19 protein-coding genes are annotated in these 16,181 nt (G+C 59.4%); 6 read left to right on the forward strand and 13 right to left on the reverse strand.

Annotated elements, in window-relative coordinates; genetic code table 11:
• Positions 1-10: 10 nt before the first annotated feature.
• The 4 genes from ruvA to ruvC are packed head-to-tail and all read right to left on the reverse strand — an operon-like array spanning position 11 to position 1,860.
• Positions 11-625: a Holliday junction branch migration protein RuvA gene (gene ruvA / locus H4W29_RS13035; protein ID WP_192729274.1), complete on the reverse strand. Its 615-nt coding sequence runs from the start codon at positions 623-625 to the stop codon at positions 11-13.
• Positions 626-637: 12 nt separating this feature from the next.
• Complete coding sequence (locus tag H4W29_RS13040; protein ID WP_192729275.1) at positions 638-1,057, reverse strand: type II toxin-antitoxin system VapC family toxin; 420 nt, start codon at positions 1,055-1,057, stop codon at positions 638-640.
• On the reverse strand, positions 1,035-1,295 hold the full coding sequence (locus H4W29_RS13045; protein ID WP_183805179.1) for an AbrB/MazE/SpoVT family DNA-binding domain-containing protein: 261 nt from the start codon (positions 1,293-1,295) through the stop codon (positions 1,035-1,037). Before H4W29_RS13045 ends, H4W29_RS13040 begins: the two co-directional genes overlap by 23 nt.
• Before the next feature lie 55 nt (positions 1,296-1,350).
• Entirely contained in the window at positions 1,351-1,860 is a 510-nt protein-coding gene (gene ruvC, locus H4W29_RS13050; protein WP_192729276.1) for a crossover junction endodeoxyribonuclease RuvC, read from the reverse strand.
• Positions 1,861-2,109: 249 nt separating this feature from the next.
• Between ruvC and H4W29_RS13055 the strand changes: the two genes are divergently transcribed.
• The 3 genes from H4W29_RS13055 (at position 2,110) to H4W29_RS13065 (ending at position 6,028) form a co-directional block, all read left to right on the forward strand.
• The gene (locus H4W29_RS13055) at positions 2,110-4,425 is read left to right on the forward strand and encodes a methyl-accepting chemotaxis protein (RefSeq protein WP_192729277.1); all 2,316 of its coding nucleotides are present in this window, start codon (positions 2,110-2,112) and stop codon (positions 4,423-4,425) included.
• Positions 4,426-4,432: 7 nt separating this feature from the next.
• Positions 4,433-4,927, forward strand: coding sequence for a GNAT family N-acetyltransferase (locus tag H4W29_RS13060; protein ID WP_192729278.1), 495 nt, complete (start codon positions 4,433-4,435; stop codon positions 4,925-4,927).
• 99 nt (positions 4,928-5,026) lie between these two features.
• Positions 5,027-6,028: an LLM class flavin-dependent oxidoreductase gene (locus H4W29_RS13065; RefSeq protein ID WP_192729279.1), complete on the forward strand. Its 1,002-nt coding sequence runs from the start codon at positions 5,027-5,029 to the stop codon at positions 6,026-6,028.
• Positions 6,029-6,100: 72 nt separating this feature from the next.
• On the opposite strand, the gene H4W29_RS13070 is transcribed toward H4W29_RS13065, so the two are convergent.
• Positions 6,101-6,847, reverse strand: coding sequence for a YebC/PmpR family DNA-binding transcriptional regulator (locus tag H4W29_RS13070; protein ID WP_192729280.1), 747 nt, complete (start codon positions 6,845-6,847; stop codon positions 6,101-6,103).
• Between the two features lie 173 nt (positions 6,848-7,020).
• On the opposite strand from H4W29_RS13070, the gene H4W29_RS13075 reads away from it, so the two are divergent.
• Positions 7,021-7,524 (forward strand): pyridoxamine 5'-phosphate oxidase family protein, encoded by a 504-nt coding sequence (locus H4W29_RS13075; protein ID WP_192729281.1) that lies wholly within the window; start codon positions 7,021-7,023, stop codon positions 7,522-7,524.
• Between the two features lie 30 nt (positions 7,525-7,554).
• Here the strand turns inward: H4W29_RS13075 and H4W29_RS13080 are convergent, their stop codons facing one another.
• From H4W29_RS13080 to H4W29_RS13095, 4 genes are all read right to left on the reverse strand, one after another.
• Positions 7,555-8,400 (reverse strand): MBL fold metallo-hydrolase, encoded by an 846-nt coding sequence (locus H4W29_RS13080; RefSeq protein WP_192729282.1) that lies wholly within the window; start codon positions 8,398-8,400, stop codon positions 7,555-7,557.
• Positions 8,401-8,495: 95 nt separating this feature from the next.
• Positions 8,496-9,320: a TIGR00282 family metallophosphoesterase gene (locus H4W29_RS13085; protein ID WP_007827096.1), complete on the reverse strand. Its 825-nt coding sequence runs from the start codon at positions 9,318-9,320 to the stop codon at positions 8,496-8,498.
• Positions 9,321-9,323: 3 nt separating this feature from the next.
• The gene (locus tag H4W29_RS13090; RefSeq protein WP_192729283.1) at positions 9,324-9,911 is read right to left on the reverse strand and encodes a 5-formyltetrahydrofolate cyclo-ligase; all 588 of its coding nucleotides are present in this window, start codon (positions 9,909-9,911) and stop codon (positions 9,324-9,326) included.
• A 67-nt stretch (positions 9,912-9,978) separates the two neighbouring features.
• Positions 9,979-10,440 (reverse strand): MarR family winged helix-turn-helix transcriptional regulator, encoded by a 462-nt coding sequence (locus H4W29_RS13095; protein ID WP_192729284.1) that lies wholly within the window; start codon positions 10,438-10,440, stop codon positions 9,979-9,981.
• A 58-nt stretch (positions 10,441-10,498) separates the two neighbouring features.
• Here H4W29_RS13095 and H4W29_RS13100 point away from each other — a divergent pair, with 58 nt between their 5' ends.
• Positions 10,499-11,566, forward strand: a complete 1,068-nt coding sequence (locus tag H4W29_RS13100; RefSeq protein WP_192729285.1) for an FUSC family protein — start codon at positions 10,499-10,501, stop codon at positions 11,564-11,566.
• Here the strand turns inward: H4W29_RS13100 and H4W29_RS13105 are convergent.
• From H4W29_RS13105 to H4W29_RS13120, 4 genes are all read right to left on the reverse strand, one after another.
• Positions 11,563-12,354 carry a hypothetical protein gene (locus tag H4W29_RS13105; RefSeq protein WP_192729286.1) on the reverse strand — a complete coding sequence of 264 codons (792 nt, stop codon included), beginning with the start codon at positions 12,352-12,354 and terminating at the stop codon, positions 11,563-11,565. The genes H4W29_RS13100 and H4W29_RS13105 overlap by 4 nt on opposite strands.
• Positions 12,355-12,393: 39 nt before the next feature.
• Positions 12,394-13,308 carry an NAD-dependent epimerase/dehydratase family protein gene (locus H4W29_RS13110; protein WP_192729287.1) on the reverse strand — a complete coding sequence of 305 codons (915 nt, stop codon included), beginning with the start codon at positions 13,306-13,308 and terminating at the stop codon, positions 12,394-12,396.
• A complete protein-coding gene (locus tag H4W29_RS13115) occupies positions 13,305-14,129 on the reverse strand; it encodes a glycosyltransferase (RefSeq protein ID WP_192729288.1) in 825 nt (274 codons plus the stop codon). Before H4W29_RS13115 ends, H4W29_RS13110 begins: the two co-directional genes overlap by 4 nt.
• Before the next feature lie 67 nt (positions 14,130-14,196).
• Complete coding sequence (locus H4W29_RS13120; RefSeq protein WP_192729289.1) at positions 14,197-15,417, reverse strand: NAD-dependent epimerase/dehydratase family protein; 1,221 nt, start codon at positions 15,415-15,417, stop codon at positions 14,197-14,199.
• A 118-nt stretch (positions 15,418-15,535) separates the two neighbouring features.
• On the opposite strand from H4W29_RS13120, the gene ybgC reads away from it, so the two are divergent.
• Positions 15,536-15,985 carry a tol-pal system-associated acyl-CoA thioesterase gene (gene ybgC / locus H4W29_RS13125; protein ID WP_183735166.1) on the forward strand — a complete coding sequence of 150 codons (450 nt, stop codon included), beginning with the start codon at positions 15,536-15,538 and terminating at the stop codon, positions 15,983-15,985.
• Positions 15,986-16,181: the final 196 nt, after the last annotated feature.

The raw sequence follows: 16,181 nt of genomic DNA on the forward strand, positions 1-16,181 counted from the left end.
TGCCGGGGCATCAACGCGAAAGTTCCCGCAGGCCGAGACGGATCAGCTTGGCGCTGTCCGCGTCCTCGCCGGCTGTCTTCATGGCAGCGGCAACCGCGTTGGCGGCCTGGTCTCGCGAATAGCCGAGATTGGTCAAGGCCGAAACCGCATCTGCCACAGGGGCAGCGGCCACACCTTCGCCGATCTCCTGCTTGAGGCCGATATTGATGGCCTCGCCGGCAAAGGCAGGCGCCTTATTCTTGAGCTCGGTGACGATACGGATCGCGACCTTGGGGCCGACGCCCTGGGCGCGTGAGACAGCGGTCTTGTCCTGGAGGGCGATTGCATTGGCAAGTTCGGGAGGGGTCAGGGTCGAAAGCACGGCAAGCGCCACTTTTGCGCCGACGCCCTGCACGCTCTGCAGCAGGTTGAACCATTCGCGTTCGAGCTGCGTCTGGAAACCGAAGAGCTTAAGCTGGTCCTCACGCACATAGGTTTCGATGAAGAGCACACAGGCTTCTCCCACGGAACCGAGCTTCGAGAGCGTGCGCGACGAGCAATAGGCGACATAGCAGACGCCATGCACATCCACGAGCACATAGTCGTCGCCGATCTCGTCTATGGTGCCTTTCAGCTTGCCGATCATGTTCTTGTTCCGTCAGGGATGAGTTTCAGGTGAAATAATATCGAGCGAAGGGAAATAGGAGCGGTAGCGGGCAGCATCACGGGTCAGCAGGCGGTGCCGATGCCATTCCGCGTGGGCACCAACCAGAAAATCGGGAAGCGTCCGTTCCCGTTGGCCACCCGCAGTCCGATAGCTGCGATGAGCTTGCCCTGCACGGAAGGCTGCCTCGAAAGGCAAGTTCTCTCGTTCAAGATTAAGCCAGGCCAAGGCAAGCAGAAGCTTCTCCTCCGTCAGCGGTGCGGCGCCGAGCTCAGCCCAGACGACCGGGGTCAGCACCAGATTTCCCTCAGAGGCGCAACGTTGCAGTGCGTCAAGCGACCAATGGCGAAATGAGCTTTGCGGTCCCAAAATGCCGATGAGAATATTCGTGTCAATGACGGTCGAGATCTTCACGCGGACCCCTTAGCCATTCCATATATTCATCCGTCGTCATGCCATCGAGGTCCAGCAGTCCCTCTACGCTGGCAGCCCATTCCTCGAAGTTGCGAATCTGTAAGCTGTTTTCGTTGACCTTCACCAAAAGGGCTGCATCGTCTTTCGCGATAAACTCCACCTCAGATCCCGGAACGATTCCAAGTCTGTCGCGGATTTCCTTAGGGATGGTCACCTGGCCTTTTTCAGTCACGCGCATGGTAATACCTCTACAGTAATACCTAGCTGCGGGCCTGGAACAAGTCAAGAACAAATCAGCCGGCGAGTGCCTGCCGCATCTTGTTTCCGCCGCGATGATGAGCGTGGCAGATGGCGATCGCCAAGGCGTCGGCGGCGTCGTTGCCCTTGAATTCCGCCTTTGGCATCAGAATCTTCAGCATCATATGGATCTGCTGCTTCTCGCCGTGGCCGACGCCGATAACCGTTTTCTTCACGGCGTTCGGCGCATACTCGGACACCTGCAGGCCGGCGCGGGCGGGCACAAGCATGGCGATACCACGAGCCTGGCCGAGCTTGAGGGTCGCCACCGCATCCTTGTTGACGAAAGTCTGTTCGACGGCGGCCTCATCCGGCTTGTAGGAATGGACCACATCGGCAAGGCCGTCATGCAGCTGGCAGAGGCGGGAAGCGAGGTCCATGTCGCCATCCGAAGTGACTGTTCCCGAGGCAACGAAGCGCAGCGAATTGCCGAGCGTATCGATGATGCCCCATCCGGTGCGGCGAAGACCGGGATCGATACCGATGATGCGAATCGTATTTTGCATGGTTCACCCTATAGCGATGGCGAAATAAGTGCCATTGATATGTGAACAAAACAAAAACATACGCTGTTTTTGCGCGGTCGCATTTACCGCGAATTAAACCGGATGCCTGAATTCTAGTCCATCAAATGTGAGAGGGGCCGGCTTTCGCAAAGCTTAAGGCTTCCGATGGTCTGTTTGCAGTTCAACCGATGGGTGATGTCTCCGTGATTCCACCCGCCGGTGACGCCGTTCCGGAAGGGTTCGTTTTTCATGGCTCAGAGATTTCAATCCCTGTCCTTCAAGGTGATAGCCACCTTCATCCTGCTGACCACGCTTTCGGTCGCGGTGATCAATGTCCTCGCCTATTTCGCCAGCAGCCGTGTTTCCGACGAGCAGGCGCTGAAGGCCAAGGAAAGCGTGCTGATCTTCCGCGGCGACATGCTGCAGGATCAGCTTTTACAGCTTGAAAACCAGGCGACCTCAATTGCGCGCATCGAAGCGCTGCAGATGTCGATCACCAACCTGAAGAGCGGTTGGAAGACGATGGAGAAGAGCTCCGGCGATGCACGTGGGGAGTTGAAGAAGGTCTTCATCACGAACAATCCGAACCCGGCCGACCAGCGAGAGAAGCTCGCAAAGCCGGATGGTCCGAGCGGTTTCTATTATTCGAGCCATGAGAAGACGCAGGGCGAAGTGACGCGCGACCTCGCCGATACCGCCTTCAGCGACCTCCTGATCGTCGATCTCGATGGCACTGTGCTCTATTCTTACAAGAAGAATGACGACTTCGCCGAAAACCTGAAGTCAGATGCCTGGAAATCGACCGGAGCGGGCATCGCATATGCCAGGGCGATCGAAAACACCGCCAAGGCGACAGACGATTCCGCGCCGACGGCCTTCTCCGGTCTGCGCGTCGATACCGGAAGCGGCAAGTCGGCGATCTTTTATGCCGTGCCGATCGTCAAGCTCGGCCAGGCGAAGGGGCTGATGCTGTTCAAGGTGCGCGACGATGTCGTCACCAGCATTCTCGCAAAGGGTATCGTATCCGGCAGCACGGCGCAGACCGCCATCATTTCTGCTGACGGTTCGGCCGTTGGTCTCAACGCATCCAGCCAGCTTGCGACGCTCGATACTGCGCCGTTCACCTTTATCAAGGATGCGCTTGCAAGTTCGGCGATGACGGTTGCGGATTTCGATCGCGCCGACGGTGCGGCCCGCGCCTATGTGCGCGGCATTGATTATCGCGGCGACCGTTTCCTCGTCGTTGAAAGCGTGCTGCTCAGCGAATTGAATGCCGGCTCCATCGAGATCGCCACCTTGCTGACCACGATCGGCATTGGCGTTCTCGTTGTCATGGCTATTGCCACGGGGCTCATCACCAACTTACTATTCTCACCGCTCGCCCGTCTTGCCGGCGTGACAAGCGAAGTCGCTGACGGCAAGCTTGAAGTCGAGATTGGCAGCCAGAACCGCAGGGACGAGATCGGCACGATGGCGAAGGCGCTTGCTCGTTTCAAGCAGTCGCTGATCGAAGGCCGCGAGCTCGAAGCTGCGAGCGAGCAAACGCGCGCGCGGGCTGAAAGCGAGCGCCAGCAGAATCTGGCTCAGCGCGAAGCGGAAGCCCGCAGCTTGCAGGATGTCGTCACGGCACTCGACGAGGGGCTTCATCATCTGGCAAGCGGCGATCTCGCCTACCAAATCGAGACCCGCTTCCCGAGCGAGCTCGAAAGCCTGCGGGTGAACTTCAACGAGGCGCTGGCGACGCTCAACGAGACGATGACGGCGATCGGCGGTAATTCCATGGCCGTGCGTGCAGGCTCCGAAGAGATGCGCTCCGGTGCCGATGAACTGGCCGGCCGCACGGAGCGTCAGGCAAGCTCGATCACCGAGACGGCCAATGCGATCAGCGCCATCACACAGTCTGTGCGCTTGCAGATCGAGCGCGCCGAGCAGGCGGCGCGCATCGCCCGCGACGCCAAAAAGGAGACGGTCGGCTCCGGCCAGATCATGCGCGAGACGATTGCAGCGATGGAAGCGATCCAGGCGTCGTCGCGGCAGATCAACACTATCATTTCCGTCATCGACGATATCGCCTTCCAGACCAATCTGCTGGCGCTGAATGCCGGCGTTGAGGCGGCACGCGCTGGCGAAAGCGGCAAGGGTTTTGCGGTCGTCGCCATGGAAGTACGCGAACTGGCGCAGCGCTCTTCGAGCGCTGCCAAGGAAATCTCCAACCTGTTGCAAAAATCCACGCATGAGGTGGAAAGCGGCGTGGCGCTCGTTGAGAGGGCCGGCGTTGCGTTAACCGGCATCGGTGGTCATGTCGAAGCCATCGACGGCCAGATCAACGAGATCATGGAATCCACCCGTGAAGAGGCCGATACCCTGCGTCAGATCAACAGTTCGGTCGCCGAGCTCGATTCCATGACCCAGCAGAATGCGGCGATGGTCGAGGAGACAACGGCTGCAATCCACCGCCTGGCAACCGAGGCCGTAGAGATGGACCGCCAGCTCGGCAACTTTACGCTTGGCGAAGGATATCAGCAGCATAGCACCGACATGCATCTGCAGCGCAAGCGGGCCTGATCGTACTATGCTGACCCGACTCGAAAAACCCGAGGATGCGGATGCCATTCACGAGCTGACCTGGGTGGCGTTCGAACCGATGCCCTACAGCAATAACACCGAAGCGCAAATCATCCGGGATCTTCGTGCATCGGGTGATCTGACATTATCTCTCGTCGCCGAAGAAAGCGGGCAGATCATCGGCCATGTCGCCTTCTCGCCGATCACAATCAGTGACATCAAGGATGGATGGTATGGGCTTGGGCCGATTTCGGTAAAGCCAGAGCGGCAGCGGCAGGGGATTGGCAGAGAGCTAATCCTGAAAGGGCTCGATCTCCTGAGAGAGCGTGATGCGACAGGCTGCGCCCTGATCGGCGATCCCGCAGTCTATCGTGGTGTCGGTTTCGAAAGCGATGGAAAGTTGACCTATGGCGATCTTGATACGCGTTACGTTCAGCGGATCGTCTTCAAGGGATCGCCACCATCAGGTGCACTGAAATTCTCGCGGGCTTTCGGCGAATGACGGTTAGTTTTCGCGGCAGCTTTTATTGGTGCCGCGATTTGGAATAGAGCGACGGCGAACCTACATAGACCGCATCCCATCCTTGCGCGGCAGGTTTCCATGGTTCCCTTTTCCATTCTCGATCTTTCCCCTGTGGCAGACGGCACGACCATCAGCCAATCCTTTGCGGCGTCGAAGCGCATGGCGCAGAAGGCGGAGGAATTCGGCTATACGCGTTTCTGGATGGCGGAGCATCATGGCATGCCCGGCGTCGCGAGCGCGGCGACTTCGGTTATTCTCGGACAGATCGGGGCGGTGACGAAGACCATCCGCATCGGCTCAGGCGGTGTCATGCTGCCGAACCATGCGCCGCTCGTCATCGCCGAACAGTTCGGCACGCTGGAAGCGCTGTTTCCCGGCCGCGTCGATCTCGGTCTCGGTCGCGCTCCGGGAACGGACATGCGCACGGCGCAGGCGCTACGGCGCAATCTCGATGCCGGTGCGAACAGTTTCCCCAATGATGTGGTGGAACTGCAGCAGCTTCTCGGCACGCCGATCGAAAACCAGGCGATCCTCGCCGTGCCCGGCAACGACTCGCACATCCCGATCTGGCTGCTCGGCTCCAGCCTCTACAGCGCCCAGCTTGCGGCCATGCTTGGCCTCCCCTTCGCCTTTGCTTCGCATTTTGCGCCTGACATGCTGCTTGATGCTATCGCGATCTATCGCGACCGGTTCCAGCCCTCGTCGGAACTTGACAAGCCCTATGTGATGGTCGGCGTCATGGGCGCGGTCTCCGAGACGGACGAGGAGGCGCAGTATCACTTCACCTCGGCCCAGCAGCAATTCGTCAACCTCAGGCGCAATGTGCGCGGTCCCTTCCCTCGGCCGGTCAGGGATATGGATGCCTTCTGGTCACCGATGGAAAAGATGAATGTCGAGCACACGCTGCGTTACGCAGTCGTCGGCTCGCCGGCGACTGCCGAAGCACAACTTAACGATTTCCTCAAGGAAACTCAGGCAGATGAGGTGATCATCTCCATGCCGATCCATGATATCGAGGCGCGGTTGAAATCGGTGGAGCTCTTTGCCGGGCTCGGCAATTTCATGCGAGCTGCGGCCTAGCCACCAGGCATCTCAGCAAGCAAAAAACCCGGCGGAATGGCCGGGTTTTTCGATTCAATATGTTGGATGGCTTTAAGCCGAGAGCTTGGCCAGAACTTCTTCCGAGACTTCGAAGTTCGAATAGACGTTCTGCACGTCATCGTCGTCTTCGAGCGAGTCGATCATTTTCAGCAGCGACTGCGCCCTCTCTTCGTCGACCGGCACGTTGTTCTGGGCGCGCCAGACGGCCTTCACGGTATCGGCTTCGCCGAGAGAGGCTTCGAGCGCCTTGGCGACTTCGCCGAGGGCCTCGAAGGCGGTGGTGATGTAGTGGCCTTCCTCGTCGGTCTCGACATCGTCGGCGCCGGCTTCGATTGCGGCTTCCATGACCTTGTCGGCATCGCCGGCGGATAGCTTGTAAGTGATTTCGCCGACATGATCGAAGGAGAAGGAAACCGACCCGGTTTCGCCGAGTGCGCCGCCGGCCTTGGTGAAGATCGAGCGGACGTTGGAGGCGGTGCGGTTGCGGTTGTCGGTCAGTGCCTCGACGATGATCGCCGTGCCGCCCGGGCCGTAGCCCTCATAACGGACTTCGTCATAGTTCTCGGTATCTGCGCCGGAAGCCTTCTTGATGGCGCGGTCGATATTGTCCTTCGGCATCGACTGGGCCTTGGCGTTCTGGATGGCCAGGCGCAGGCGGGCGTTCATTGTCGGGTCGGGCAGGCCGGCCTTGGCGGCAACGGTGATTTCGCGCGCGAGCTTAGAGAACATTTTCGACCGCACGGAATCCTGACGGCCCTTGCGGTGCATGATGTTTTTAAACTGTGAATGGCCAGCCATGGCACCCCTGTTCACGTCTCATTGTTCGGAATGGGCCGCCTTATAAGATCGGAAAGGACGATATTCAAGGAAAAAGCAGCTTTTCAATCCTTCTCTGGTGGCATGGCGAATGGCGGAACAAAGCGGCAAAGATGACGTTTTCAACCGACAACACCAGCAGGAAAGGAACGGCTATGGCAAGCTTCAGCGAAGCCCGTGAACAACCGGCGCGTCAACTCTGGGACCAGATCAACGACATCCATGCCGGCATGCTCGGCCTTTCAGGCGTCGACATGCATATGCAGCCGATGGCTCCGAATGTCGATCCGACCACCAATACGATCTGGTTCTATACCAAGACGGATGCCGAACTCGTGCAGATGATCAAACCGGGAAGCCGCGCGCATTTCTGCGTCATCGGCAAGAACCACGATTATCATGCCTGCCTGTCCGGGGTTATCGAGGTGCGGCCCGATCCCGCGAAAATCGAGGAGTTTTGGAGCTCGGTCGTTGCCGCCTGGTACGAAGGCGGCAAGAAGGATCCGAAGCTGACGATGCTTTCCATGCATGTCGACGATGCCGAGATCTGGGTCTCGACCGGCAGCAAGCTGAAATTCGGCTGGGAAATTGCCAAGGCCAATTTCGACGAGGAGAAGATGCCCGACGTCGGCATCAAGCGGCATCTGCAATTTGCATGAGACAAAGGCTCGGGCACAGTCCGGGCCTTTTTACTGCACGTCCTTCATCACATAGATCAGTGGCTTTTTCGGCAGCGTGCGCAGCGAAACGGTGATGCTGTTGTCGGGCGCATAGTTGACGTCGAACCCATTGCCGAACATTGAGATGAAGGCATTGACCGGGGGGCCGCGGCGATGCATCGGCAGGATCAGCGAGGAGCGCAGCCGTTTGATGACGCGGCTCATGCTGTCGGCTCCCATGGTCAGACCGCCATCGACGGGCACCATGACCACGTCGAGCCGGCCGATTTCCGTATAATGCGTATCGGTCAGCTCGTAATGCAGGTGGCCGAGATGGCCGATGCAGAGGCTGGCGACCTCGAAGATGAAGATCGAATTGCCGTCCAGTTGTGATCCGCCCAACCCATAGCTGAAACGGATATCCGTCGTCACATTGCGAATATAGGCATCGCCGACGACGAGATTGATCCTGGCTTTTTCGCCGGGGATGTCGCTCCACCCGTGCAGTACGTGCTTGATGCCGGGATCCGGCGTCAGGGTGTAATGCGTCGAGTGCGCCTTGTTCATGGTGACGACGTCAGGTGTGACGGCCGGTCTGTACCAACCATTATAATCCGTGGCGATGACGATGCCGCCGGGAGTCTCGATTTCGAAGGTTGAATGGCCGAGATAGGTGAACTTGACATCTTCACCCTCGGAAACTGCAGGGACTGCCGGCGCCACGCCGGAGAAGCTCGCGAAGGTGGCCTTGGGAATATTCTGAGCGATTGCCTGGCACTGGCTGACCGGTCTTCGATCTTCCTGGGCTGCGGCAAGGTACGGCACGGTGAAAATTGCAAAACATGCAATAGCGAGGACAAGACAATGCGGCTTCATGCCACCCCTCCGGCGCTTTCACGAAGCGGCGAGGATGCGGCATGCCGTCGCAGCGGTCCAGCCGGAGCACGCTCACAATTGCGTGTTACAACGTTCTAGCGCCAGAACTCCGGGATCGTTTCGGCAAGCCGCGGACCAAGGCGCAGCGGGGCGATCTTTTCGGCCAGACCCGTCGCATCCGAAATTTCCACGCCGACGCCGCAGATGGTGGCGGGACCGGTGGCGGCTTCCATGCGGCCCTTCGGCATCTTGGAGATGAAGCGGTTCAATGGTTCTTCCTTGTCCATGCCGAGCGAGGAATCGTAATCGCCGCACATGCCGGCATCCGACATATAGGCGGTGCCGCCATTCAGGATCTGTGCGTCGGCGGTCGGGACATGGGTGTGAGTGCCGACGACGAAGCTGGCGCGACCGTCGACGAAATGGCCGAAGCACTGCTTTTCGCTCGTCGCTTCCGCATGAAAATCGAAGATGATGGCATCGGCCTGTTCCTTCAGCGGACAGGCGGCAAGGATCGTTTCTGCCGCCTTGAAGGGATCGTCGAGCTCGGGATGCATGAAGACGCGGCCCATGATGTTGGCGACAAGCACGCGCGCGCCGTTGCGCGCATAGAAGAGACCGGAGCCGCGACCAGGCGTGCCCTGCGGGTAGTTTGCCGGACGCAGAAACTGGTCATGGCGGCCCGCGAAGGCGACAGCGTCTTTCTGGTCCCAGACGTGATTGCCTGTCGTCACCACGTCGGCGCCGGCATTGATCGTTTCCAAAAAGATGTCTTCGGTGATGCCGAAGCCGCCGGCAGCGTTTTCGCCATTGACGATGACGAAGTCCAGCTTCAGGTCGGACACCAGGCCGGGTAGACGATCCCAGACCGCCGTGCGTCCCGTCTTGCCGACCATGTCACCCAGAAATAGCAGTCGCATTCCCTATCCAATCCGTGAGGTAAAATGGCGCAGGCCGCTTTCCGTCAGGATGGCATCCAGGCTTATGTCATGCGGCTCAGCGGGTACCTCTGCCACTTCCTGGCAGTCAAATGCAATGCCGATCAGCTTCGGGGAGAGGCCTTTTTGCCTAAGACGGTCGATTGCACGGTCATAATGGCCGGCACCGTAGCCGATGCGGTGGCCGCGGGGATCGAAGGCCGACAGCGGCACGAGCATGATTTCCGGGTCGAGGATAGCAGCATCTTCGCCTGGGCCGACCGTGCCGAAGCCGGTGCCGATGAGTGCCACGCCGTGGACGAGTTCCCGGAAGACGATGGTTTGCTTGTCGATGATTGCGGGCACGCAGAGGCGGGCGCCGCGGCCGCGCCACCGCGCCATCAGCGGCTGCAGATCGGCTTCCGAACGGATCGGCAGAAAACCTGAGATGATGGTGTCGGGTGCAAAAGCAATCGTATCGCCGGCATGGGCTGCCATGTCGAGGCTTTTGGCTGCGCGCAGATCCGTCGGGATCGCGTCGCGGGCCGCCAGACGCTCGGCGCGCAATTGAGCCTTCAATTCCTTGGGTGTCATTTCAAATCCAGTATCTTTACCCAGCGAACATAACCGCTTGTGGTTGGTTGCGACAGGTGAAAAGGGTCTATTCCTCGCCTGATTGCGCCTCGTCCTCGGGATGGGCATAGGCAAGCTTCAGCATGATCTCCGATGCGTCGATCAACGCCTTGCGTTCTTGCGAAGTCAGGTGTTCGTCCATCGCTTTTTCCAGCCAGGCGCGGCGAGCGCCTATATCCTCCGACAGTATGTTGCGGCCGTGAGGGGTGATCGACAGTTCGATCTCGCGGCGGTCGGCTTCGCTCCGCATGCGGCTGATCAGTCCGTCGCGCTCGAGAGCGGCGATGATGCGGGTTACCGATTGCGGTTGCAGGCGCTCCTCGAGCGCAAGACGCCAGGCGGGCATAGGACCCAAGCGATGAAGAGTGCCGAGGATCGCGATGGTCGACAGGCTGTGCGGACTTTCGGACCGCGCAGCGCGCAGGCGGCGGCCGAGGAGTAGGACCGAACGCAGGATGAGCGTCGCAGGGGCGTCGTTGCTACTGGACATATAGTACGCACTGCGTATTATATTGCTCAAGCTCAATCCCTGGTTTGAGAGACGGTTGATGGAAAAAACACTCAATCACGTTACCGGAGCCTTTCGCTGGTCGACTGAGAAGGACGTGACGGCGATCGAAATCGCCGTTTCGGCGCTCGCCGTGGCCGTTCCGGCTCTGCTTGCGGCGAGAGGCCATCATACAGGGCTCGGCCTGATCGGTGGCATGGCGATGAGCGGGACGGTAGCGCATGGCAGACTGACGACGCAAGCTGCGAGCGCAGGGGCTGCATTGCTGGTATTGTTGCTTGCGGCCGGGCTTGCCTGTGTACTCGGGCGGCTGGGCGGTGCGTGGCAGATCGGCCTGTTGCTGATCGCGGGGCTTGCCGGCGTCGTCGGCGGCTTCGATCGCGTTGTTGTCGCCGCCGCCATGCGCTTCGTCTTCTATCTCGTCATGGTCGGCGGCATCGTTTCTACCACCACGGCAGATCCGTTGCTCATTTTTGCGATTGTCATCGGCGGCGCGCTTTTTGCTGTTGTTCTCCATATGGTGGTGGCTGTGGTCGTCGCGCATATCCGCGGTCATGCGCCGGAGCAGGTTGAAGATGAACGCAAACCAACCATCAGGCAGAAATTCAATAGGCTGCGGCGCTCCCTGGCGGAACCGGCGGGTTGGCAATATCCCGTCCGGCTGGTTTCCTGCCTGGGCGCAGTTTCGCTCATCCACCTGTTCTTTCCCGATCATGACGTTCACTGGGCGGCGCTGGCGCTGGTGCTGCTGATCGAGCGGCGGCCGGAGCGTTTGCCGCTGAAGACGACGCAAAGAGTGATCGGCGTCATCTTCGGTGTCTGCTGTGCGGGATTGCTGTCGTTTCTAACCTTGCCAAGTTGGGCCGATGTGCTTGTCATCGGCATGCTCGGCGGGGCCAGGCCCTTCCTCCGGGTCAGGAATTATCTCGCTTATTCGATCGTGATGACGCCGCTGATGATGATGGCGATGGGAACCGCCGATCATGCCCTGCCAACGTCAGCACTGCTGGATAGGCTATTTGCAACTGTCTTCGCCGCCTGCCTTGTGCTGCTCGTCAACCAGGCAACGATCCATTTTCTGCCGCAGACGGCAGCGCCTAAGGCTTAGACGACGATGCTCGAAGGAATGGTCGCCGTCGGCACGGCAGCCGACAGGCCGGTCACGGCAGATTGTGCTGCTCCGATTGCATCTTCGGCGGTGGCGTCGCGGTTCTTTTCACGCAGATCGCGCATGGCCTTTTCGAGGATCTGTTTCAGCTCGCGGACGATGGATTTGAATTCTTCCATTGTCTGGCGGTCATCGGCGGAAATTGCCGACGATTTCGGACCGTCATCGATGGTTTCCTGATAGGCCTTGCGGGCATGAGCCGCGCCGTCCATTTCCGCAGTATTCGTGCTGTCTTCGGCTGCTTCCGCTGTCGTTGCGGTATCCTGCGATGTCTCGGTAGAAGCCGTTGCATCGCTTGCGACGATGTCTGCCGTAGCATTCGTAGCGACATCGGTCGTCGCGGCGGCGGAAGCTGATGTGGCTGCTGTGCTGGTCGCAACACCTGGGGCGGAAGAGCCGCCGGTTGCGACGGCGGAGGCGAATTCGGAGGCTGCGGCGCCGACCTTGCGCGCGAGTTCCGCAGCAAGACGCGCAATCACTTCAGGCGGGAAACCCGCCGTTTTCAGCGCCTGAAGCTCCTGCTTGGCTTCTTCGAGCTTGCGCTGGGCGCGGCTCTTCGCATCGTCGGCGGAGCTAGCCAGCGAATTGCGCACCTGCTCCAGCGCCAGCGACTGCCGCTGGATCTTCAATACGCCGGTATCGGGCTCATCGCTCGTGGACAAAACGCCGGATTGTGCCGGTTGGGTGCCGCGCAGAAGGGTGGACGCCGAAACGGTTGCGAGCTGCATAATATACCCCCGATTACATTTGGGGCGTACTCTGCCAGATCAGACTTGCGTGGAACTGGGTCGCGAAACGGTTTGTTTCTCGGCCAATTGCCGCATCGTCTGCTCGAAAAGGGGCATGCCGCCGGGCTTCCAGCCGAGCGCGCGGATCTTACCCGTGTTCATATCGCAAAGCTCTGCCTTGTCCGCTGCTTCGGGCAGCGGGAAGGGACAGTCGACGTGATGCCGGATCGGCGAAAGAATATCCCTGGTATCGACGGCGATATCCGAGATGTTGAAGACTTCGCCGGAGATTCGCGCACTTTCTGTTTCCAGCATCAGCCGCACGGCGCGGCCGAGATCGCGTCCATGCACCTCGGTTCCGGCGCGTGAGGAAACAGGCTGGCCGCTCAGGTAGTCTTCGATCAGTCGATCCCATTTGTTTGGAGAACGGTCACCGTAGATGCCTGTCGCCCGCAGGCTTGCGCCCGCAAAGCCCGGGCCGGAAAGATGAGCGAGCGCCCGTTCCGCATCGAGCTTGACCTGTCCGTAGAGGGTTTCCGGCGTGGCGGGCATGGTTTCGAAAAGCTCGGTGCCCGCTGGATGCTTGCCGTAGGCGGCGCGGCTGGACATGAAGATGCAACGGCGGGTGCCTGCACGCTTTGCCTCCTCGAAGAGTTTTACGGTGCCGTCGAGGTTCAGGCGGTGAAATGCCTTCGGGTCATCGCCTTCGCCGCCGCGATATTTTCCTTCGATGTGACTGAAGGCGGCGTGCACGAAGAAATAGGCATCATCGAAGGCGCCGATATCGTCCTCGTCCGGATCGAGCGAAAGCGGGACGAAATCGACCGGACGGGAGAAGGACCGGGGGAGCGGCGCACGCCGTCCGCCGACAATCACCTGATATCCGGCAGAAAGCAGCTCTTCGACGATATAACGTCCGACGAGGCCCGTTCCGCCTGATACCAGTACTTTCATGCCGCTTCATCCGGATTGGCCAGAGATGCAATCTCCGGCACGTGGCTGTCAGTATGGAAACAATGCCACAAATCGATCAAAGGTTGTAGTCTCGCGGCCTTGGGATGATCTTTTTCCCAAGGTTTTTCATATTGATAGTGCAGGATGGAAATGCTCTTCCAATCCCATAGGGCCGGCATGGTGAACCAGACATATTGCAGCATGTTGAGATAGATCGGCAGGCCGTGCCAATCGGGGAAGAACGTCTCGAGGAAGGTCTGATCCGTGCGCCGCCAGAAGATGTCAGGCTGATCCAGAACCGCAAGCATCTTCCGGAAGGTCTCTTGCGAAGGGCGGGCGACGAAGACCCCGGAGTTCATGCGGCGGAAGTCGGCAAGGCGTTCATAGACATTCGGCGCCGCGGAGAATTCCGGGTAGGCGAAGAGCTTGTCGACGTTCTTCAAGACGATCGCATCGGCATCGATGAAAACGCAGCGCTCATATTCGACAAGCTGCCAGAGGCGGAGCTTGCAGAAATTGTCGAGCGGCGAGTGAAAGGCCGGTTTGCGGCCTTTGGTGAAAGGTGCAGCGGAGTGGAGATTGCCGCGCGTATGCCGCTCGTTGAAAGCATCAGACAAAGGCAGATGCTCGACTTCGATCAGCCGGCAGCCGAGGGCGCCCAGTGGGGCGAGCGTGGCCGCGTCAACACCGCCGGTATGCAGGATGACGATGGCGGCGTCCGTACCGGTGCGACGCAGCGAGTTGGCCAGTGCCGTCGCGCCCATGGCGTAGTCGGCGTTGGTGACGAGAGTGACGTAGGCGAAGTGCCGGGCGGGGGTCATGGATTCGGGGTACTTTCCTGAACGGCCTCGCTCCGGCAAGGCCGTTGCCTCGAGAAGAAAGCACCACTCATGATACGGACTTCAGCCGCTTACCTTCCGGGTCGTGATTGATCGTCGCGGCGATATCCCTCGTCCAGGCGGAGACGGCCGGGACGCGGGAGCGGTCGACACGGTAAGCGAATTTCCTGGCGACTTCGACGATTTCGTCGAGCAGGCCGGCCTTCAGGGTAATCGGATCGAGGCCGAGGCTGAGGAATTTGTCGTTCCTGACGACCAGATCGTTTTCGGCAGCTTCCTTGCGCGGATTGGGCAGCCAGACGACTTCGGAACCGGCCATCTTGGCGATCATCTCCGCAAGATCGCGCACACGATGGGTTTCCGTCATCTGGTTGAAGATCTCGACGCGTGAACCACGGGCCGGGGGATTCTTGAGCGCCAGTTCGATGCAGCGGACGGAATCCTGGATATGGATGAAGGCGCGCGTCTGGCCACCGGTGCCGTGGACGGTCAGCGGATAGCCGATGGCAGCCTGAATGAGGAAGCGGTTCAGCACCGTGCCGTAGTCGCCGTCATAATCGAAGCGATTGATGAGTTGCGGATGGCGGCGCGTCTGTTCAGTATGCGTGCCCCACACGATGCCCTGATGCAGATCAGTGATCCTAAGGCTGTCGTTCTTGGCATAGAACTGGAAGAGCAACTGATCCAGGCACTTGGTCATGTGGTAGATCGAGCCGGGATTGGATGGATAGAGGATTTCCTGCGAGGCAGTTTCGCCATCCATCGTCTCGATGCCGACAGGCAGATAACCTTCCGGAATGGCGGCACCGACCGTCGAATAGCCGTAGACGCCCATGGTGCCGAGGTGGACCAGATGCGCATCGAGCTGCAGCTCGACCAACGCATTCAAGAGATTATGCGTGGCGCTGACGTTGTTGTTTACAGTGTAATTCTTGTGCCGGTCGCTCTTCATCGAATAGGGCGCGGCGCGCTGCTCGGCGAAATGGATGATCGCATCCGGCCGGTTTTCCGCGAGCCACTTCTTCAGGAGCTCGTAGTCCCGAGCGAGGTCGATCAGATTGAAATGGATGCGCCGGCCGGTTTCGGCATGCCAGATACGAGTGCGCTCCTGAATGGAGTCCATCGGCGTCAGCGACTGGACGCCGAGCTCGGTATCGATCCAGCGGCGGGAGAGATTGTCGAGGATGTGGATGTCATGCCCGGCATCGGAGAGATGCAGCGAGGTTGGCCAACCGATGAACCCGTCTCCGCCCATCACTGCAATCTTCATGCCACTGGCTCCTCATGGTTGTGTCCTAACGGGAATAGTTAGGAAATATGACAATTGTTCAATGCTTGCGTGTCGAGACGTGTTGCGCCAAAGAGGGCCGGAAAGTTTGGAGAAAATTATGGCGGAACACGGTTTTTCTATTTCCGGCGAGCTCACCGAGGTGGGTCATCGACTCGTTCAGCGGGTCTATTATGAAGATACCGATTTCTCCGGTCTGGTCTATCACGCACGCTATCTGCATTTCCTCGAACGGGGCCGCACCGACTACCTGCGCTGTCTCGGTGTCGAGCAGCGAGAGCTCGTGAATGCGGACGAGGAAGGACTCGTTTTCGTCGTTCATCGCATGGAGATCGACTTTAAAAGCCCGGCCCGCATGGACGACATTTTGACCGTGATCACACACACCGAAAAGGCCGGTGGCGCGAAGATGGTGCTCAACCAGGAAATCCGCCGCGCCGATACTCTGCTGATCGCCGCGAAGGTGATCATCGCCGTGATCAATGCCAAGGGCAGGCCGCGCCGGCTGCCGGAGGCGCTCGCAAGGCAAATGCTCATTCCCGAGACCTGAAAATAGCCGGGACAATGCCTGCGCTTCTCGCGTCAAACTGCCGGAATCGAGGGGTTGTAAAAACTTGAATTTTATGTGAAGGAATTGCCGCGCTGCAAGATGAGCGCTGTGTTCAGCAACCGAGCGATGCTCCGGTCAAGTTAATCCAGGAACAAAATCTCACGCGACATTCCTGCTGTCACAGTTTGGCACTAAC

The sequence above is a fragment of the Rhizobium viscosum genome (assembly GCF_014873945.1).
GTDB lineage: Bacteria > Pseudomonadota > Alphaproteobacteria > Rhizobiales > Rhizobiaceae > Rhizobium > Rhizobium viscosum.